This window comes from Pantoea sp. X-Soil-ISGK-285, from assembly GCF_059730815.1.
Map to the genome: position 1 here is coordinate 895,511 of NZ_AP035938.1, position 19,047 is coordinate 914,557.

Genomic DNA, 19,047 nt, shown 5'->3' on the forward strand with positions numbered 1-19,047 from the left:
GCCATTCACAGCGAAAAGCGATCCGCATCCTGCCAGGCCGGGAAGCGCTCGCGATAAGCATTCAGTGCGTCCAGCGACAGCTCTGCGTCCAGCCTGGCGCGCTGGTGCGGCTCAGCCGCGCTGAGGATCTCACCCTGCGGTGAAATAATCTGGCTGTCGCCGCTGTATTCATGCTGATTGCCGTCACTGCCGACGCGGTTACAGCCTGCTACATAAGCCTGATTCTCAATTGCCCGCGCCAGCAGCAGTGCCTGCCAGTGCAGTGCACGCGGTGCAGGCCAGTTGGCGACATAGAGCGCCAGATCGTAATCGTTGCGGTTGCGCGAGAAGACCGGGAAACGCAGGTCGTAACAGATTTGCGGCAGGATGCGCCAGCCGCGCCACTCAAACACCTGACGCTGTTCGCCAGGCAGATAGTGGTGATGCTCGTCCGCCATGCGGAACAGGTGGCGCTTGTCATACTGATGCAGCGTGCCGTCCGGCTCCACCAGCAGGAAGCGGTTTACCGCGCCGTGTTCGGTCTGAATCGCCGCACTGCCGCCGACCAGGGCATTGTTGCGACGGGCATGCTGATGCAGCCACTTCACCACCTGCGCCTGAGGCAGCGAGCTTTTCGCCGCTTCCATTGCAAAGCCGGTGGTAAACATCTCCGGCAGTAAAATCAGATCGCGCCCGGTGAGTCCATCCAGTTGCTCGTCAAAATGGCGCAGGTTGGCCTCGCCATCCATCCAGCTCAGCGTCTCCTGCAGTAACGTGATTTTTAAAGCTGACATAAGCGCTCCGCGGCGGCATCTAATGTCGCCGGCTGTTTGGCAAAACAGAGGCGGATCAGTTTATGAGGAAAGGCATCGGCGCAGAACACCGACAGAGGAATCGCGGCAACGCCCACTTCGCGGGTCAGCCACTGGCAGAAACTGACATCATCCAGATCGGAGATGGCGCTGTAATCGACCAGCAAAAAGTAGGTACCTTCGCAGGGGAGTACCTTAAAGCGGCTGCTGCTTAGCGCCGTTGCCAGCCGATCGCGGCGGTCGCGATAAAACGCCGGCAGCTCAAGATAGTGCTCCGGATGCTCACGCAGCATATCGGCAATCGCCAGCTGCGCCGGTGTATTCACGGAGAAAGTCAGATACTGATGCACCTTGCGCAGTTCAGCGCTGATCGCGGCAGGGGCAATGCAGTAGCCCACTTTCCAGCCGGTCATATGGAAGGTCTTTCCAAACGACGACACCGCGATAGCGCGCTGGCGCAGTTCGGGATGTGCCAGCACGCTGGCGTGGCCTGCCTGATCGAAGCAGATGTGCTCATAGACTTCGTCGCTCAGTACATAGACCGGTCGCGCAGCAATCGCCTGCCACAGCGCGGCGAAATCCTGCTGCTGCCAGACGGTGGCGGAAGGATTGTGCGGCGTATTCAGGATCACCAGCCGGGTTTTATCACTCAGCAGCGCAGCAAACGCCTGCCAGTCCACCCGGAAAGCGGGCGGCTGCAGCGTAATGCGTTTCATCACGCCGCCCGACAACTCTACTGCAGGCGCATAGCTGTCGTAGCTGGGATCAAAGCAGATCACCTCATCGCCCGGCCGCACCAGCGCGGTAATCGCCGCATAGAGCGCTTCGGTTGCGCCCGCCGTCACCGTAATCTCTGTTTCGACATCAGGACGATAGTCATAGAGCCGCGCGGTTTTCTCTGCAATCGCCTCACGTAACGGCAGCGCACCGGTCATCGGCGCATACTGGTTCGCGCCCTGGCTGACGTGATACGCCAGCCGCTGCTGCAGATAGTCCGGGCCGCTAAAATCAGGAAAGCCCTGAGAGAGATTGATAGCGTTATGCTGCTGCGCCAGCGCACTCATCTGGCTGAAAATGGTGGTGCCGAGCAAAGGGAGTTTACTCTCGGGGATCAGGTTGTGCTGCGTCATGATGTCAGGCCTTAAGCGCGAAGATTGATGCGGTGTCACCCGGTGTTTGTGCCACTATAAACAGGATGATAGTATTTGGCAATCAAGACGCTTAGATGGCTAAATGCGTCATGCTCCACACCTCAGCTTCGTTAGCTTCGTTTGCTTACCCCGGTCACTGACAAGTGTCAGCTCCCGGGGATGCGCGCACTTGCTGCCTTGCTGAGATGCGGATCATTTAGCATTTACATGCGTCATGCTCCGGGCGTCAGCGGCGTTGGTTGCACTTACTTACCCCGGTCACTGACGAGTATCAGCTCCCGGCGATAAGCGCTTGCCGCCTTGCTGACACAAGGATCATCTGGCAGGACCCGGAGAGTATGGTTCAGCAGTCAGGCACGTTTGCTAACTGTTTAAGATTTTCAAACTGTTGTAATTTTATAGCCATTACCGTTATCTGAGCCACCCGGAATCATATTTCACCGCAAGGAACTTTTATGTCGCAGAGTCTTCCATTAGATCAGCTGGTCGCCGCCTGTCACTGGATTGGCGCGAAAGGCTGGGCACCGGCCACCGGCGGAAATATGTCGGTGCGCCGCGATGAACATGTCTGCCTGCTGAGTGAATCGGGCAAAGATAAAGGCACGCTGACGCGGGATGACTTTATCGAGGTCGATATTGCTACCAGCCAGTCGCTCTCTGGCCGTAAGCCGTCGGCAGAAACCGGTCTGCACACGATGATCTATCGACTCTTTCCCGAGGCGCGCGCGGTGCTGCATACCCACACCGTGAATGCGACGGTGCTGTCGCGGGTGGAGCAGGGCGCGGCGCTGCTGCTGCACGGCTATGAGATGCAAAAATCATTGAGCGGCCAGCACACCCATCTGGATACGCTCGCCATTCCTGTGTTCGACAACAGCCAGGACATTGCGGCGCTGGCGTCAGAAATTGAAGATTACGCCGCCCGCTTTCCGCTGCGTTACGGCTTTCTGCTGCGCGGTCACGGCTTAACCTGCTGGGGCCGGGATGTCAGCGAAGCACGACGTCATCTGGAAGGTCTGGAATTTTTATTTGAATGTGAACGTCAACGTCGCCTGCTGGAGAGAGCATGATTCGCGCCATTGTTACTGATATCGAAGGCACCACCAGCGATATCCGTTTTGTACATAACATCCTGTTTCCCTACGCCCGCCAGCATCTGGCGAGTTTTTTGCGTGAAAATGCGCATCAGCCCGAGGTCGCCGCAGCGCTGCAGTCGGTACGTGAGGAGGCTGGTCAGCCGCAGTCTGATCTGGATGCGGTGACAGAGATTCTGCTGGGGTTTATGGACCAGGATCGCAAATCAACCGGCCTGAAAGCGCTGCAGGGCATGATCTGGCGCGATGGCTATGTTAACGGCAGTTTTACCGGCCATCTCTATCCTGACGTCCTGCCAGCACTGAGCCGTTGGAAGGCGCAGGGCATTGAACTGTATGTATATTCCTCCGGCTCGGTTGCGGCGCAGAAATTGTTATTTGGCTACAGCGACGAAGGTGATATTACTGACCTCTTCAGCGGCTATTTTGATACGCACGTGGGTGCCAAACGCGAAGTCGCAGCCTATCGCGCTATCGCCGCTGAAATTGGTCAGCCAGCGGAGCAGCTGCTGTTTCTCTCCGATATTGATCAGGAGCTGGATGCCGCCGCTGAGGCGGGCTGGCAGACGCTGCAACTACTGCGTGGCGATGCGGACGGCGAGAGCCGCCATCGTCAGGTGACAGATTTTTCCCAGATTAACCCGGAGTCAATTTAGGATGAGCGCACTGACTATTTTTACCGACCGCGAAGCCAGCCAGCCGGTGTGGCACAGCACCGACGCGGAAGAGATTCGTGAACGCCTGAGCACCAAAGGCGTCCGTTTTGAGCGCTGGGAAGCCGATCGCGATCTGGGTGAAAATCCGGATCCCGAAACGGTGATCAACGCCTATCAGCATGCGATCGATCGGCTGGTGGCAGAGAAGGGCTATCAGAGCTGGGACGTGATCAGCATGCGCGCCGATAATCCCCAGAAAACCGTGCTGCGCGAGAAGTTCCTCTCTGAACATACACACGGCGAAGATGAGGTGCGTTTCTTTGTTGAGGGTGCCGGACTCTTCTGTCTGCACCTGGATGGCGAGATCCTGCAGATCCTCTGCGAAAAAAACGATCTGATCTCGGTACCAGCGGGAACACCACACTGGTTTGATATGGGATCGTCACCGCACTTCACGGCTATCCGTATTTTCGATAATCAGGAAGGCTGGGTAGCGAACTTTACCGGCGATAAGATTGCGGATGCCTATCCGCGTCTGGCGTAAACCGCCCGTTGTTTTCGCAAGGCGTTTGTCGCTCACGGTAAACGCCTTGCAGACCGTTATTGTGGCTGGAAAATGCCACCCTGAACCTGGTCAGGCGTGACTACCCCGGTGTCCAGTACCCAGCCGCTGATCAGGGTGGCGGGCGTGACATCAAACGCCGGGTTATAGACCTTCGCCGCTTCCGGCGCCCACTGCACGCTGCCAAAACTGCCGGCAACGCCCGTCACTTCACTGGCGGCGCGCTGTTCAATAGGAATCGCTGCGCCGTCCGGACAGCTGCGATCCAGCGTGGTATGCGGGGCCGCCACGTAAAACGGAATCTGATGATAATGGGCCAGCACCGCCAGGCTGTAGGTGCCGATTTTATTCGCCACATCGCCGTTGGCGGCAATGCGGTCAGCGCCTACCCATACGGCATCGACCTCTCCACGGGCCATCAGGCTGGCGGCCATGGAATCGGTAATCAGGGTGTAAGGAATCGCCAGCTCGCCCAGCTCCCAGGCGGTTAACCGGCCGCCCTGTAACAGCGGTCGGGTTTCATCAACCCAGACATTCTTAATCAGCCCCTGCTGATGGGCACGAGCAATCACGCCAAGGGCGGTGCCCACACCGGCGGTGGCGAGTCCGCCGGTATTACAGTGGGTCAGCAGCTGGCTGCCAGGTTTCACCCGCGTACAACCCGCGTCAGCGATGGCGTCACACAGCTGCTTATCTTCCTGCACCAGTCGCCAGGCTTCTTCTGCCAGCGCGGGGGCAAAGTCCGGCTGCGCCAGCGCCAGTTTCATCCGGTCCAGATTGTTCATCAGATTGACAGCGGTAGGGCGGGCGGCGCGCAGGGTCTCCAGTGCCTGCGCCAGTTCAGCGCGCGTCTGCCCCTGTTCTGCCAGCAACGCCAGCAGCAGCGAGGCGGAAAGGCCGATCAGCGGCGCACCGCGCACCCGCAGCGCATGAATATGTTCAATCAGCTGGGGCACGCTGTGCGCGGACAGCCAGTTCTTTTGCTGCGGCAGTGCCTGCTGATCCAGAATCCAGAGCTGATTGTCACGAACCTGTAAGCTGGTGGTTTGAAGTGTCTGCATTGTGGGTGAAATCCATGTTGCGTTAATGATACCTATTGTGCCAACATGCTGAACGGATGTATAGACGTCTGAACGGCTTATTACACCCAGGTTATCCCCCTTCGATTGATGAGGAACAGGCAATGTCGCAATACCGTACCTTTACTGCTGCTGATGCTGTGGAATATGCCCGACAATTTGGCGGCGTGGACAATCCTGCCGCGCTGAGCAGCGCAGAAGAGATTGGTGATGGCAACCTCAACCTGGTGTTTAAAATTTATGACGATCAGGGCAACAGCCGGGTGGTGGTCAAGCAGGCGCTGCCCTATGTGCGCTGTGTGGGTGAGTCGTGGCCGCTGACGCTGGATCGGGCGCGGCTGGAAGCGCAGACCCTGGTCGAACACTACAAATATTGTCCGCAGCACACGGTGAAGATCACCCATTACGATGCGGAGCTGGCGGTGATGGTAATGGAAGATCTCTCCAGTCATCGCATCTGGCGCGGCGAGCTGGTGAAGGGCGCTTACTACCCGGAAGCGGCTCAGCAGTTAGGCGACTATCTGGCACAAACCCTGTTTCATACCTCCGATTTCATCCTGCATCCGCACCAGAAAAAAGCGGAAGTGGCGCGTTTTATTAATCCGGAAATGTGTGAAATCACCGAAGATCTTTTCTTTAACGATCCCTATACCGACCATGAGCGCAATAGCTACCCCGAAGCGCTTGAACCGTTGGTCGCCAGCCTGCGTAATGACGATGCACTGCGCATTGCGGTGGGCGGTCTCAAGCATCGTTTCTTTGCCCACGCTGAAGCGCTGTTGCATGGTGATATTCACAGCGGATCGATTTTCGTTGCTGATAACAGCCTGAAAGCGATTGATGCGGAATTTGGTTATTTTGGCCCTATCGGTTTTGATGTCGGCACCGCCATCGGCAACCTGCTGATTAACTACTGCGGCGTGCCGGGTCTGCTGCCACCGCGTGAGGCCGCCGATGCACGCGAGCAGCGTCTCAGCGATGTGCACACCCTCTGGACCACCTTTGCCTCGGGCTTTCTGGCACTGGCGGCTGAGAAAACCCGTGATGAGGCGCTGGCTTATCCAGGCTATGCGGAGGCGTTTCTGCGTAAAGTATGGGCCGATACCATCGGTTACTGCGGCACCGAACTGATTCGCCGCACGGTGGGGATGTCACACGTGGCGGATATGAAGCTGATTGCCGATCCGGCGATGCGTACCGACTGCATCCGTAATGCGATTAATCTGGGACGCACGCTGATTCTGGCGGCCGATCATGTAGAAGATGTGGATGCGCTGATTGCCCGCATCCGTCAGGCGGGATAAAAAAAGCCGACGTGATGTCGGCTTTCAGGTAAATCAAAGGCTGGCTGTAAGAGTGTGCCCGCGCCGGAAACAGGGGCAGATCGGAAAGTCGCTAAAGCCATCCCTGGCTCGCTCGGCCCGCGTCGTCCTGACGCGGGACGCTTTCCTCTTCTGACCCTGCTCCCTGCGCCGGTGATGCAGGCTAACGCTAAAACTATGCTGCCTCACTCGCCCGCGACGCAGCCTGAGGAGCTTTCTCTGGCACCGGCACTGCCAGCGCATCCGCCTCAAACTCATCGACGTTAATCGAACGCAGGCGGCTGGCCTCAGCACGCTGCAACACTTCAGCCTCTTTAGCATCAATCCAGCCCTGCTCCAGCGCCCGCTTCGCCAGCGCATCCAGCCGGGTAAAAGAGAGGTGCTGCTTCGTCTGTTTGCACAGCCTGTCATGGATCACTTCTGCCGCCATCACATCCTGCAACGCCTGTTCCAGCTGACCGGCAGGGTTGTGCTCGCTGGGCGTCAGGTACATGCCACGGCCCAGACGGCTACGGGTAGCTGACGGCTGTTGCAGCAGTTTTGCCAGCTGATGGTCCAGACGGTCAGACGGAGCAGGGCAGTGATGACCGCCTGCAAAAATAGTCATCCGCAATGCGCCCGCGACCAGACGGTTCGGGAAATTACGCAGCAGATCGTCCATCGCGACTTCCGCCTGATGTAACGCATCCTGCACGCCCCAGTGCACCAGCGGCAGATCGGCTTCGTTGCGGCCTTCATCGTCATAGCGTTTCAGCGTCGCCGAAGCGAGATAGAGCTGGCTCAGCACATCGCCCAGACGCGCCGAAATACGCTCACGACGTTTCAGGCTGCCGCCCAGCACCGCCATCGACACATCAGAGAGCAACGCCAGGTTGGCACTGATGCGGTTCAGATGCTGATAGTAACGACGGGTGCCATCGCGGGTCGGGGTGGCGCTGGTGCGTCCGGCGGTTAAGCCCAGCCACAGGCTGCGCATGGTGCTGCTGCCGACATGACCGATGTGGCTGAACAGCGCCTGATCAAACGCGTTAACATCGTTGCTGGCTGCCGCCGCCATCTCCTGCAGTACGTAAGGATGGCAGCGAATCGCACCCTGTCCGAAGATAATCATGCTGCGGGTCAGAATATTAGCCCCTTCCACCGTGATGGCGATAGGCGCACCCTGATAGGCGCGGGCCAGGAAGTTGCTGTTACCCAGCATAATGCCTTTACCGCCGGCAATATCCATGGCGTCGATAATGGCGCGCTGACCGCGATGGGTGCAGTGATATTTCACAATCGCTGACAGCACTGCCGGTTTTTCACCCTGCATAATACCGGCTGTAATCAGCGTGGCCGCCGCATCCATCACGTATGCGTTACCGGCAATGCGCGCCAGCGGCTCTTCAATCCCTTCCATCTTACCGATTGAGACGCGGAACTGACGACGGATATGGGCATAGGCGCCTGTCGCCAGCGCCACACTTTTCAGGCTGCCGGTTGAGTTCGATGGCAGCGTAATGCCGCGACCCACAGACAGACACTCCACCAGCATCCGCCAGCCCTGACCGGCCATTTGTGGGCCGCCGATAATATAGTCAATCGGCACAAAGATATTATTGCCGCGTGTCGGCCCGTTCTGGAACGGCACGTTAAGCGGGAAGTGGCGATGACCAATCTCCACGCCGGGCGTGTTGGTCGGGATCAGCGCACAGGTAATGCCAGGATTCTCGTTATCGCTGAGCAGATGATCCGGGTCGGAGAGTTTAAATGCCAGCCCCAGCACGGTGGCGATCGGCGCCAGCGTAATATAACGCTTGTTCCAGGTCAGCCGCATGCCCAGCACCTGCTGACCCTGCCACTCGCCCATGCAGACCACGCCGGTATCGGGGATGGCTCCGGCATCTGAGCCCGCTTCCGGACTGGTCAGCGCAAAGCAGGGGATCTCATCGCCGCGTGCCAGCCGGGGTAAATAGTGATTTTTCTGCTCTTCAGTGCCGTAGTGTTGCAGCAGTTCGCCCGGACCTAATGAGTTAGGCACGCCCACGGTAATCGCCAGAATCCCGGAGACGCCCGACAGTTTTTGCAGCACGCAGGCCTGCGCATAGGCGGAGAAATCGAGTCCGCCATACTCTTTTTTGATAATCATCGCGAAGAAACGATGCTCTTTCAGATAAGCCCAGAGTTCCGGCGGCATATCGGCCAGCTCATGGGTAATCTGGAAATCATTGGCCATGCGGCACGCTTCTTCAACCGGACCATTGAGAAAAGCCTGCTCATCGGCGGTCAGGCGCGGCTGCGGATAGTTGTGCAGCTTCTGCCAGTCTGGTTTGCCCTGAAACAGATCGCCTTCCCACCAGGTGGTGCCCGCATCGATCGCTTCTTTTTCGGTGCGTGACATCGGCGGCATCACCTGCTGGAAGCGCTGAAACATCGGCTTTGAAAACAGGCTGCGGCGCAGTGACGGCAGGTTGAACGGCAGCAGAATGATCGCCAGCGGCAACAGTAACCATGGCGTCCAGAGGTGAGCAAAAGCCATCGCAGCAGTCCACAGCAGCAGAATCGCGCTGCTGAGCCGCAACGACAGGCGGTGATAGAACAGGGCGCCAATCAGCGCCACTGTGGCAAGTATCGAGACAACCATCATAATGAACCGCTCCAAGTAGTAAGAGGTCTGACCTGTTATGTAGAGAGGTTTAGAGCAGTTGGGTTGATTTATCAATTTGTTTACATCGCAATTACAACCTGCCTCACAAAAACCGATTTCTGTCCATTTTTGCATCACCTGCTGCAGCGATAATCACCGCCACTGCCTGGCCAGCCATGGCATGACGCTTTGCGCTGACCGGCCATTCCGTTAAACTTGCTGCGATTAACCTCTCCTAAAAAAGGACATCCCTATGTACCAGGACATTATCCGCTCTGAGCTTAATGAAGCTGCTGATACGCTGAATAAATTCCTCAGCGACGAGGCCAATATCCATGCGATCCAGCGTGCGGCGGTGCTGCTGGCTGACAGCTTTAAGGCGGGCGGCAAGGTGCTTTCCTGCGGTAACGGCGGTTCACATTGCGATGCGATGCATTTCGCTGAAGAGCTGACCGGTCGCTACCGCGAAAATCGTCCTGGCTATCCGGCGATTGCCATCTCTGATGTCAGCCATCTCTCCTGCGTCAGTAATGATTTTGGTTATGACTATGTCTTTTCACGCTATGTGGAAGCGGTAGGGCGTCCGGGCGATGTGCTGCTGGGCCTCTCAACTTCCGGTAACTCTGCCAATATCATTAAAGCGATTGAAGCTGCCCGTGCGCAGGGGATGAAAGTGATCACCCTGACCGGTAAAGATGGCGGTAAGATGGCAGGCAGTGCCGACATTGAAATCCGGGTGCCACACTTTGGTTATGCCGATCGCATCCAGGAGATCCACATTAAAGTGATCCACATCCTGATGCTGCTGATCGAAAAAGAGATGGTGAAGTAACTGCGCTGGCCTCCCGCCTGACGGGAGGCCGCTTACTCTAAGGCGGTGGCTATGTGCGAATTGCTCGGGATGAGCGCCAATGTTCCCACGGATATCTGTTTCAGCTTTACCGGTCTGGTTCAGCGTGGCGGTGGAACCGGGCCTCACAAAGATGGCTGGGGCATTACCTTCTACGAAGATAAAGGTTGTCGTACGTTTAAAGATCCGCTGCCGAGCTTTAACTCGCCGATTGCGCGTCTGGTGCAGGAGTATCCGATCAAATCGCATTCGGTGGTGGCGCACATCCGCCAGGCGAATCGCGGGCAGGTGTCGCTGGAAAATACCCACCCGTTTACCCGTGAGTTGTGGGGCCGTAACTGGACCTATGCGCACAACGGGCAGCTCAGGGGCTATCGGCAGCTGGAGACCGGCACATTCCGGCCGGTGGGCGAAACGGACAGTGAGAAGGCGTTCTGCTGGATCCTGCATCAGCTGGCGACGCGCTATCCGCGTACGCCAGGCAACTGGCCTGCGGTATTCCGTTTTATCGGGGAGCTTGCCGGCACGTTGCGGCAGAAGGGCGTGTTTAACATGCTGCTGTCAGACGGCCGTTATCTGATGGCCTTTTGCTCCACCAATCTTTACTGGATCACCCGCCGCGCACCCTTTGGCCGGGCGCAGTTACTGGATCAGGATGTGGAGGTCGATTTTCAGCAGCACACCACGCCGCATGACGTGGTGACGGTGATTGCTACGCAGCCACTGACGGCCAATGAAACCTGGCAGCGGATTGTGCCAGGTGAATGGGCGTTATTCTGCCTTGGAGAGCGCCAGGAATGAACGTGAAGCGGCTTCGGGACTGGCTAAAACCGGTGCCGGGCTGCTGTTCATCACATATTTACCGCTGGCGACATTAACCATCGGCGGCTGATGATATTTAGCAAAGTAAGCGTATCCCGGCTGCAGCTGCTGCCAGAAACTGGCATAGGTGGAGTAGCGGTGACGCTGCATATTGCTGTCGGTCATGCGGAATGGATAGATGCTGATGCTGATATCCTGCTGGCCGTTACGCAGTGCGGCATTCACATAGGTAAAAATCTCATCCATATAGGCGTTAGTCATGGCATAGCAGCCAATCGACTTACAGTCGCCATGAATCATCAGGTAATTGCCGCTGTAGCCCTGATTACGATCGTACTGATTCGGAAAGCCGATGTTGATCGCGCGATAAAACCGGCTATCCGGCTTCAGCTGATTCAGCTTCACGTTGTAAAAACCTTCCGGGCTTTTGAAATCGCCTTCACGGCGTTTCGGGCCGAGGCCGCCAGAAAAGTTACAGATGCGGTAGGTGTCCAGCAGGCGGTATTCGTTACCGATTTTGCCGTAGAGTTCGAGCGTGCGTTCTTCCTTGAAGATCTGGATATAGACCGGGGTGCCGAGTAACTGCTTCTTTAATTCTTTGCTGACCGGTGCCGTTGAGACGGGTTCGGGTGTCATTGCCATGCTGAGGGCTGGCAGTAAAATCATCGCAAACAGGAGTGCGATTTTGCCCATGCTGTGTGTACCTTGAGGTGAAGAGAACATGACGCAAAATGTGCGTCTCTGTTTGCATTATCGGAACTGTCCGCTACCGCAGCGCAACATTAAACATTGTCTGTTTTTTTAGCAAGACGGCGTCAGCCAAATTCGCGATTTACTGAAGGATATTCGGCCAGAAATTTGTAAACTTTAATCGTCAGCGCGACAAATATTGCAGTTACCCCTGCCAACTGTATACTTATCCAGTGCCGGAGGGGGTATGCGTAAAATCATTCATGTCGATATGGACTGCTTCTATGCCGCGGTGGAGATGCGTGATAATCCCCAGCTGCGCGACATCCCGATCGCCATTGGTGGCAGCCGCGAACGTCGCGGCGTGATCAGCACCGCCAACTATCCGGCGCGCAAATTTGGCGTGCGCAGCGCGATGCCAACCGGCATGGCCCTCAAGTTATGCCCGCATCTGCGTCTGCTGCCAGGACGCTTTGACGCCTATAAAGAAGCCTCCGCGCAGATCCGCGACATCTTTACCCGCTATACGCCGCTGATTGAACCGCTCTCCCTCGATGAAGCTTACCTGGATGTCACCGACAGCCCCCACTGTCACGGCTCTGCCACGCTGATGGCGCAGGCGATCCGTGCCACCATCTACCGTGAAACCGGGCTTACCGCCTCAGCGGGCATCGCCCCGATTAAATTTCTGGCGAAGATCGCCTCTGACCTCAATAAGCCGGACGGGCAGTTCGTGATTACCCCGCCGGAGATGTCCGGTTTTCTGCTGACCCTGCCGCTGGCGAAAATCCCTGGCGTCGGCAAGGTCTCGGCCAAAAAGCTGGAAGAGATGGGGCTGGTAACCTGTGGCGACGTGCAGAAGGCGGACTTAGCGCTGCTGTTAAAGCGCTTTGGCAAGTTTGGCCGGGTGCTGTGGGAGCGCAGTAATGGCATTGATGACCGCAGCGTGATCGTTGAGCGCGAGCGTAAATCGCTGGGGGTTGAACGAACGCTGGCGGAAGATATCAGCGACTGGGATGCCTGCCTGGAAATTATCGATTTTCTCTACGCCGAACTGGATCGCCGGCTGACGCAGATCCGACCTGACAAGCAGGTGGCGCGTCAGGGCGTCAAACTGAAGTTCAGTGATTTTCAGCAGACGACCCAGGAGCATATCTGGCCGGTGCTGAACAAAGAGGACATGATTGCCATCGCCCGTAAAACCTGGGATGAGCGTCGTGCCGGGCGCGGCGTGCGGCTGGTGGGATTACATGTGACGATGGTGGATCCCCAGCTGGAGCGTCAGCTGCTGCTGGGTCTGTAACCGTCAGCCTCACCGACCGGCAAGGCTGACATCCGATTACTTCTTATATTTCGCCGCCAGGGTCGCAAACCACGGTGCGACGAAATCCTCATTGCTGCCCCAGCCCGGAATGATCTTGTTCAGCGACGCGACGTTCACCGCGCCAGGCTGGCTGTTAAGCTGCTGCTGAGAGATTGATGCCGCTTTAAACTGATAAGTCGCGGGCGTCTCTTCACCGGCAATTTTCTTCGCCACCAGACGCATATTCACCGCGCCAATAGTTTTAGGATCCACCGCTACCGTCTGCACCCACGGGCTGTTTTTCTCGCGCATCAGCTGCAAATCCTGGTTCGAGACATCAATGCTGTAGAGCTTGATCTCGGTACGGCCATTCTCCTGCAGCGCTTTGTAAGCGCCCTGGCTGAAGGCATCCCAGGCACCCCAGATGGCGTCGATTTTGCCTTTCGGGTATTTCGCCAGAATCGCGCCAATTTTATTGGCGGTGTCGCCCTGAACGTCAGTTGAAACCGCACCAATCGACTCAAGCTGATGAATGCCCGGATTCTCTTTCAGCAGTTTTTCATACACCACCTGACGGCGTTCCATCGGCGGGAAACCGGCAACCCATAGCTTGACGATGTTCGCCTTGCCGTTGAAATCATGGATGAGCTGGCCCAGCGACAGCTGCGCCAGTGAAGCGTCATCCTGCGCGGTGACGGTGACGCCCGGGATCGGGCTATCCACCGGCGTATCAAACACCGACAGCTTAATGCCTGCATCGGCAATGCGCTTCACCAGTCCGCTGGCGTAGGGCGCTTTACCGTGCGACAGCACGATGCCGTCATATTTCTGGCTGATCGCCTGATTCACGAAATCCTGGAAGCGCGCATCGTCGCCATTGCTGAGGAAGGTGCTGACCTTGAAGCCAAGCTGACGACCCTGCTGAATGGCACCGGAAACAAACTGGGTGGTGTTGTCATCGGAGCCGAGATTGCGGATCACCGCAATACGGATCGGGCCATCATGACTGGCGATAGCCGCAGGCACCGGCGTGACGGTATCCGCGAAGGCGGCGCTGGCGTTCAGCAGGCTCAGGGCCAGCAGCGAGAGTGTTATTTTTTGCATTGTTATCAACTCCGGTAAACGCGCCTCAGCGGCGCTGGATATAGGTGATCGCCAGTGCTAAAGCCAGCACCAGCCCTTTAATAATGTCCATGGCGTAGTAGGGAACAGAGAGCATCACCAGACCGTTCTGCAGCACGCCGAGGATCACCGCACCGACCAGCGTGCCCAGTGCATTCGGCTTGCCGGAACCCGCCAGTGAGAAGCCGATCCACGCCGCCGCGACCGCGTCCATCAGGTAGCCGCTACCGGCGTTCACCTGCGAGGAGCCGATACGCGAGGCGAGCAGAATGCCGCCCAGACCGGCCAGCAGTGAGGCGATCACATAAGCCAGCACCCGATAGCGGGTGGTGCGGATGCCGGAAAGGCGCGCCGCTTCCGGATTGCCGCCCAGCGCATACATCCGGCGACCATGTTTAGTCAGTGAGAGCGCCAGCTGCGCGGCGACGGTGACGACCAGCATAATGATGACGATGGTGGGCACCTGGCCGAGCAGGCCAAACGCCGCCGGAATGGTGCCTTCCGCCATATCACCGCTCGGCAGCACCATGTTCTCGGTGATCGATCCGCCAAAGCTGTAGGTCATCGCCACACCCTGAATCACAAACAGTGTCGCCAGCGTTGCCAGCATGTCGGGGATGCGCAGGATCACAATCAGAAAGGCGTTAAACAGCCCGACCAGGGTGCAGAGCGCCAGGGTGAGCAGGATGGCGGTGGTAGTGCCGAAGCCGTACCAGACAAACAGTGAAATCACCAGCGCATTGGCCAGCGAGGCGGTCGATCCGACCGACAGATCAAAGCCGCCAACGGTCAGCGAGATCGAGACGCCGATCGCAATCACCGTGACAATGGCAATTGAGCGCAGAATATTGATGATGTTGTTGGGTTCAAGGAAGCTGTCGGAGGCGAGACCAAAGGCGGCGATCAGGATCACCACCGTGAGCAACATGCCCCATTTATAGAGAAAGTCGAACAACTGGTGACGCCACGGCGAGGCTGTCAGATTCAGGCTGGTTTCTTTGCTGCTCACGCAGGGGTTCCTCCGGTGGAATAGAGCAAAAGCGTCTCTTCGGTGACGTCGCGTGCAGCCAGTTCGGCCACAATGCGTCCATCCCAGAGCACGCAAATCCGGTCGCATAAACCGACCAGTTCAGAAAACTCTCCCGACGCGTAAATGATGCCTTTCCCCTCGCGCGCCAGGTTATCGATCAGGGTGAAGAGTTCGGTTTTGGCTTTGATATCGACGCCTTTCGTCGGCTCATCGAAAATCAGCACGTCGGCGTTGTTGCGCAGCCATTTGCCTATCGCCACTTTCTGCTGATTGCCGCCGGAGAGACGGCGCAGCGTCTGTGCCGGACCGGTGGTGCGCACCTGCAACTGCTGGATAACCTGCTCCGCCCAGCGCCACGCCTGGCGATGGCCAAACAGGCTCCAGCGCGAAAAGCTGTCGTCTGCGCTGACGCTGAGGTTCATTGCCACCGACTCATCAATAAAGATCCCCTCTTTGCGCCGCTCCTCCGGCACCAGCGCCATGCGGCGACTGACGGAGTCATGCGGCGAACGGGGCTGCCACGGCTGGCCATGCAGTTCACCGCGACTGACGCGGCTTTTGCTGGCACCAAACAGCGCCTTACAGAGTTCGGTTTTACCGGCACCGGCCAGGCCTGCAATGCCCAGAATTTCCCCTTTGTGCAATCGTAGCGAGATATCCTGCAGCAGTTGCTCATCATGAAGACCGTCAATCGCCAGCAGCAGCGGCTGAGTCTGCTGCGCACGACGGGCCGGGAAGATATCGGTGAGCTGATGCCCCAGCATCTTCTCCACGATCTGCTCACCGCTCAGTGCCGCCATCGGGCCGGTTTCGATCAACCGGCCATCACGCAGCACCGTCAGCTGGTCACAGATTGCTTTCAGTTCATGGATGCGGTGAGAGATAAACACCACGCCGATGCCGCTGGCCTGCAGGCGACGCACCACAGCAAACAGCCGCTCACTTTCATGCTGATCCAGCGGGGCGGTGGGTTCATCCAGAATCAGAAAGCGGCAGTGGTGCGACAGCGCGCGCGCCAGCAGAATTTGCTGCTTTTCAGCCAGGGTACAGCGCTCCACCAGCCGGTTGACGTCCAGCGCCACGTCGAGCTGAGCCAGCAGCGCCCGCGCCTGACGCCGAACCTCGCCCCAGCGATAGCGGTGGCCAGGCTCTGCCAGCCGATCCAGCAGAATGTTTTCCGCTACGCTGAGCTGCGGCACCAGCGCCACGTCCACTTCCTGCTGAACCAGATGGATACCCAGCCGTTTCGCATCACGCGGCGTACGGATGGAGACCGGCTCACCATCCAGCAGGATCTCGCCGCTGTAGTGGCTGTGCGCACCGGAAAGGATCGCCATCAGTGTTGACTTGCCCGCGCCGTTAGCGCCGGTCAGAGCATGTACTGAATGGCCGTCACTGCGGAAATCCACCGACGATAGCGCGGCAAACCCGCCAAAAGCGATGGAGATGTTACGCATCTCAAGGCAGTTTAACCCTGGCATGTCATTACTCTCCTGAAGAATCACTGGCCGCATTTTTTCCTGAACCTTAAGGCGCGGCAACAGCCGAAAGCGCATAAGCTAGCACGAAATCTTATTAGCCATCCAGACATCTGGACATAATGGCGGCTGTGACCAGCGAAGCGCGGGAAAGCGGCGGAATAACGGGGTAAAGGACGGAAAAGGCAGCGAATTATGCTGGGGGAAAGTCACAGGCATAAAAAAACCAGGCCGGAGCCTGGTTTACTTTTTTTGTGACAGAATTACTTTTCTGGCACCACATTCAGCAGGGTGGTCAGCAGTTTCCAGTAAAGGCCAACGCTTTCGATGTGAACCTGCTCATCCGGCGAGTGCGGCCCGGTGATGGTCGGCCCAATCGATACCATATCCATCTCCGGATACGGTTTTTTGAACAGACCACACTCCAGACCGGCGTGGATCACCTGAATGTTCGGGGTCTTATCAAACAGCGCGATATAGGTCTGACGGGTCAGCGCCATAATGGCGGAGTCCGCATCAGGCTGCCAGCCTGGGTAGCCGCCTTTCGCTTTGGTCTGTGCACCGGCCAGCTGGCCCAGTGAGGTCAGCATCTGCACCACATAATCGCGGCCGGTGTCGATCAGCGAACGGATCAGGCAGTTGATCTCTGCATGATCGGCTTCCATGGTCACCACACCGATATTCAGTGAGGTTTCTACCACGCCTTTCGCCACGTCGGAGTTGCGGATCACGCCGTTTGGCATGCTGTTGAGCAGGTTCAGGAAGCGATCGCGGCTGTCAGCGTTCAGGGCATCACCCTGATGCGCCAGTGGCTCAGTGACCAGTGCGATGTTCGGCTCTTTGATGCCGTGCTCATTTTTGATGGCGCTCAGGAAGTGCGCCGCCGCTGATTTCAGCGCATCCGCTTTGTGGCTCTCGACCGCCACGGTAGCGAAGGCTTCACGCGGGATCGCGTTGCGCAGCGTACCGCCGCTGAAGGCCAGCAGACGCAGATCCAGTTCAGCAGCGTGTGCCGCCAGGAAGCGCGCCAGCAGTTTGTTGGCGTTGCCGAGGCCCATATGAATATCGGCACCGGAGTGACCGCCACGCAGGCCTTTCAGCGTCAGCTTCAGGGTCTGGAATTCAGCAGGCACCGCTTCACGGGTCAGTGGCAGGGTGGTGACGAAGTCGATACCGCCCGCGCAGCCCATGTAGATCTCACCTTCTTCTTCGGAGTCGGTGTTGATCAGGATTTCTGCCTGCAGCCAGTTGGGTTGCAGACCGAATGCGCCATCCATACCGGTCTCTTCAGTCATGGTCAGCAGCACTTCCAGCGGGCCATGCGTCAGGCTGTTGTCAGCCAGTACTGCCAGCGCAGAAGCCATACCGATGCCGTTGTCCGCGCCCAGCGTGGTGCCGCGCGCTTTCACCCACTCACCGTCAACCCAGGGCTGAATCGGATCTTTGGTGAAGTCATGAACGGTGTCGTTATTTTTCTGCGGCACCATATCCAGATGCGCCTGTAGCGCAACCGGGGTACGGTTTTCCATGCCTGCGGTGGCGGGCTTACGAATCAGGATGTTGCCGACCTGATCGCGCTCACACCAGAAGCCTTGCTCTTTGGCCCAGCCGACGATGTAACTCGCCAGCGCTTCTTCGTGAAAAGAGGGATGGGGAATAGAGCAGATCTTAGCGAAAATATCCCACAGCGGCTGTGGAGAGAGTTGAGACAATTCAGACACGACAGGTCTCCTGTGTCAGTGTACCGGCGAGGCCGGACATCGCGAGTTTCCAGTGAAAAATCGCCGTCAGAGAATCTGACGAGCCAGGCCCGAGAATATCACTGTTTTCTACCGGGTGCGCTCTCAGACGCGCTAAAAAGCCGCAACCAGTGCGCGGGTGCTGGTTTTTAGTGCGTCAACTCCTTATAATCTCGCGCAACCTTTTCCCCGTTGCACATTTTTACGCCACCTCGGTTGGCTGGGATTTCTATTCTATGAGCGAAAAATACGTCGTTACCTGGGACATGCTTCAGATTCATGCCCGTAAACTGGCCCAGCGCCTGCTTCCTGTTGAACAGTGGAAAGGCATTATCGCGGTGAGCCGCGGCGGTCTGGTACCGGCTTCGCTGCTGGCACGTGAACTGGGTATCCGCTACGTCGATACCGTCTGCATCTCCAGCTATGACCACGATCATCAGCGCGAAATGAAAGTTCTGAAGCGCGCAGAAGGCGACGGTGAAGGCTTTATCGTGATCGATGACCTGGTGGATACCGGCGGCACCGCCCAGGCGATTCGCGAGATGTATCCGAAAGCGCGTTTCTGCACCATTTTCGCTAAACCGGCCGGTCGCTCACTGGTTGATGATTATATTGTCGATATTCCGCAGGATACCTGGATCGAGCAGCCGTGGGATATGGGCGTGGTCTACATCCCGCCGATTGTTAAAAGCTGATTGATATGCATCAGACAACGCCCGGTTTTCCGGGCGT

Annotated in this window: 17 protein-coding genes; 8 read left to right on the forward strand and 9 right to left on the reverse strand. The window is 57.6% G+C overall.

Annotated features, from left to right (window positions below; translation table 11 throughout):
• Positions 1-5: 5 nt before the first annotated feature.
• Together AC6I8B_RS04080 and AC6I8B_RS04085 are read right to left on the reverse strand one after the other, a co-directional pair.
• Positions 6-773 (reverse strand): amidohydrolase, encoded by a 768-nt coding sequence (locus tag AC6I8B_RS04080; RefSeq protein WP_157351593.1) that lies wholly within the window; start codon positions 771-773, stop codon positions 6-8.
• Positions 761-1,921: a pyridoxal phosphate-dependent aminotransferase gene (locus AC6I8B_RS04085; protein ID WP_033766594.1), complete on the reverse strand. Its 1,161-nt coding sequence runs from the start codon at positions 1,919-1,921 to the stop codon at positions 761-763. The genes AC6I8B_RS04080 and AC6I8B_RS04085 overlap by 13 nt, the downstream gene beginning before the upstream one ends.
• A gap of 476 nt (positions 1,922-2,397) precedes the next feature.
• Here AC6I8B_RS04085 and AC6I8B_RS04090 point away from each other — a divergent pair, with 476 nt between their 5' ends.
• The 3 genes from AC6I8B_RS04090 to AC6I8B_RS04100 are packed head-to-tail and all read left to right on the forward strand — an operon-like array spanning position 2,398 to position 4,236.
• The gene (locus AC6I8B_RS04090) at positions 2,398-3,012 is read left to right on the forward strand and encodes a methylthioribulose 1-phosphate dehydratase (RefSeq protein WP_157351595.1); all 615 of its coding nucleotides are present in this window, start codon (positions 2,398-2,400) and stop codon (positions 3,010-3,012) included.
• Positions 3,009-3,692, forward strand: coding sequence for an acireductone synthase (mtnC, locus tag AC6I8B_RS04095; protein ID WP_157351597.1), 684 nt, complete (start codon positions 3,009-3,011; stop codon positions 3,690-3,692). Before AC6I8B_RS04090 ends, mtnC begins: the two co-directional genes overlap by 4 nt.
• Position 3,693: 1 nt before the next feature.
• Positions 3,694-4,236, forward strand: a complete 543-nt coding sequence (locus AC6I8B_RS04100) for a 1,2-dihydroxy-3-keto-5-methylthiopentene dioxygenase (RefSeq protein ID WP_010671156.1) — start codon at positions 3,694-3,696, stop codon at positions 4,234-4,236.
• 56 nt (positions 4,237-4,292) lie between these two features.
• On the opposite strand, the gene mtnA is transcribed toward AC6I8B_RS04100, so the two are convergent.
• Positions 4,293-5,315, reverse strand: coding sequence for an S-methyl-5-thioribose-1-phosphate isomerase (gene mtnA / locus AC6I8B_RS04105; protein WP_089414533.1), 1,023 nt, complete (start codon positions 5,313-5,315; stop codon positions 4,293-4,295).
• Positions 5,316-5,437: 122 nt separating this feature from the next.
• Between mtnA and mtnK the strand changes: the two genes are divergently transcribed.
• A complete protein-coding gene (gene mtnK, locus AC6I8B_RS04110; protein ID WP_157351599.1) occupies positions 5,438-6,637 on the forward strand; it encodes an S-methyl-5-thioribose kinase in 1,200 nt (399 codons plus the stop codon).
• Between the two features lie 193 nt (positions 6,638-6,830).
• Here mtnK and fadE read toward each other — a convergent pair whose 3' ends face one another.
• Positions 6,831-9,281 (reverse strand): acyl-CoA dehydrogenase FadE, encoded by a 2,451-nt coding sequence (fadE, locus tag AC6I8B_RS04115; RefSeq protein WP_010255176.1) that lies wholly within the window; start codon positions 9,279-9,281, stop codon positions 6,831-6,833.
• 253 nt (positions 9,282-9,534) lie between these two features.
• Here fadE and lpcA point away from each other — a divergent pair, with 253 nt between their 5' ends.
• Both lpcA and AC6I8B_RS04125 read left to right on the forward strand, forming a co-directional pair.
• The gene (lpcA, locus tag AC6I8B_RS04120; protein ID WP_010255178.1) at positions 9,535-10,113 is read left to right on the forward strand and encodes a D-sedoheptulose 7-phosphate isomerase; all 579 of its coding nucleotides are present in this window, start codon (positions 9,535-9,537) and stop codon (positions 10,111-10,113) included.
• A 51-nt stretch (positions 10,114-10,164) separates the two neighbouring features.
• Positions 10,165-10,932 carry a class II glutamine amidotransferase gene (locus tag AC6I8B_RS04125; RefSeq protein WP_010255181.1) on the forward strand — a complete coding sequence of 256 codons (768 nt, stop codon included), beginning with the start codon at positions 10,165-10,167 and terminating at the stop codon, positions 10,930-10,932.
• Here the strand turns inward: AC6I8B_RS04125 and dpaA are convergent.
• Complete coding sequence (gene dpaA / locus AC6I8B_RS04130) at positions 10,903-11,646, reverse strand: peptidoglycan meso-diaminopimelic acid protein amidase (RefSeq protein WP_010255183.1); 744 nt, start codon at positions 11,644-11,646, stop codon at positions 10,903-10,905. The two genes, AC6I8B_RS04125 and dpaA, sit on opposite strands and share 30 nt — an antisense overlap.
• 244 nt (positions 11,647-11,890) lie before the next feature.
• Between dpaA and dinB the strand changes: the two genes are divergently transcribed.
• The gene (gene dinB, locus AC6I8B_RS04135) at positions 11,891-12,946 is read left to right on the forward strand and encodes a DNA polymerase IV (protein WP_031590388.1); all 1,056 of its coding nucleotides are present in this window, start codon (positions 11,891-11,893) and stop codon (positions 12,944-12,946) included.
• Between the two features lie 36 nt (positions 12,947-12,982).
• On the opposite strand, the gene AC6I8B_RS04140 is transcribed toward dinB, so the two are convergent.
• From AC6I8B_RS04140 to pepD, 4 genes are all read right to left on the reverse strand, one after another.
• Positions 12,983-14,050 carry a sugar ABC transporter substrate-binding protein gene (locus tag AC6I8B_RS04140; protein ID WP_157351601.1) on the reverse strand — a complete coding sequence of 356 codons (1,068 nt, stop codon included), beginning with the start codon at positions 14,048-14,050 and terminating at the stop codon, positions 12,983-12,985.
• 25 nt (positions 14,051-14,075) lie between these two features.
• Complete coding sequence (locus tag AC6I8B_RS04145; RefSeq protein ID WP_010671160.1) at positions 14,076-15,077, reverse strand: ABC transporter permease; 1,002 nt, start codon at positions 15,075-15,077, stop codon at positions 14,076-14,078.
• A complete protein-coding gene (locus AC6I8B_RS04150) occupies positions 15,074-16,579 on the reverse strand; it encodes a sugar ABC transporter ATP-binding protein (protein ID WP_031292786.1) in 1,506 nt (501 codons plus the stop codon). Before AC6I8B_RS04150 ends, AC6I8B_RS04145 begins: the two co-directional genes overlap by 4 nt.
• Positions 16,580-16,839: 260 nt before the next feature.
• On the reverse strand, positions 16,840-18,297 hold the full coding sequence (pepD, locus tag AC6I8B_RS04155; RefSeq protein ID WP_010671162.1) for a beta-Ala-His dipeptidase: 1,458 nt from the start codon (positions 18,295-18,297) through the stop codon (positions 16,840-16,842).
• Between the two features lie 254 nt (positions 18,298-18,551).
• Between pepD and gpt the strand changes: the two genes are divergently transcribed.
• Entirely contained in the window at positions 18,552-19,010 is a 459-nt protein-coding gene (gene gpt / locus AC6I8B_RS04160; RefSeq protein ID WP_009091894.1) for a xanthine phosphoribosyltransferase, read from the forward strand.
• Positions 19,011-19,047: the final 37 nt, after the last annotated feature.

Coding starts and splice junctions, on each gene's coding strand:
- mtnK (WP_157351599.1), top strand. CDS start 5,438: ATGTCGCAATACCGTACCTTTACTGCTGCTGATGCTGTGGAATATGCC.
- mtnC (WP_157351597.1), top strand. CDS start 3,009: ATGATTCGCGCCATTGTTACTGATATCGAAGGCACCACCAGCGATATC.
- AC6I8B_RS04100 (WP_010671156.1), top strand. CDS start 3,694: ATGAGCGCACTGACTATTTTTACCGACCGCGAAGCCAGCCAGCCGGTG.
- fadE (WP_010255176.1), bottom strand. CDS start 9,281: ATGATGGTTGTCTCGATACTTGCCACAGTGGCGCTGATTGGCGCCCTG.
- dinB (WP_031590388.1), top strand. CDS start 11,891: ATGCGTAAAATCATTCATGTCGATATGGACTGCTTCTATGCCGCGGTG.
- AC6I8B_RS04085 (WP_033766594.1), bottom strand. CDS start 1,921: ATGACGCAGCACAACCTGATCCCCGAGAGTAAACTCCCTTTGCTCGGC.
- gpt (WP_009091894.1), top strand. CDS start 18,552: ATGAGCGAAAAATACGTCGTTACCTGGGACATGCTTCAGATTCATGCC.
- AC6I8B_RS04080 (WP_157351593.1), bottom strand. CDS start 773: ATGTCAGCTTTAAAAATCACGTTACTGCAGGAGACGCTGAGCTGGATG.
- AC6I8B_RS04150 (WP_031292786.1), bottom strand. CDS start 16,579: ATGCCAGGGTTAAACTGCCTTGAGATGCGTAACATCTCCATCGCTTTT.
- AC6I8B_RS04125 (WP_010255181.1), top strand. CDS start 10,165: ATGTGCGAATTGCTCGGGATGAGCGCCAATGTTCCCACGGATATCTGT.
- AC6I8B_RS04140 (WP_157351601.1), bottom strand. CDS start 14,050: ATGCAAAAAATAACACTCTCGCTGCTGGCCCTGAGCCTGCTGAACGCC.
- lpcA (WP_010255178.1), top strand. CDS start 9,535: ATGTACCAGGACATTATCCGCTCTGAGCTTAATGAAGCTGCTGATACG.
- AC6I8B_RS04090 (WP_157351595.1), top strand. CDS start 2,398: ATGTCGCAGAGTCTTCCATTAGATCAGCTGGTCGCCGCCTGTCACTGG.
- dpaA (WP_010255183.1), bottom strand. CDS start 11,646: ATGGGCAAAATCGCACTCCTGTTTGCGATGATTTTACTGCCAGCCCTC.
- mtnA (WP_089414533.1), bottom strand. CDS start 5,315: ATGCAGACACTTCAAACCACCAGCTTACAGGTTCGTGACAATCAGCTC.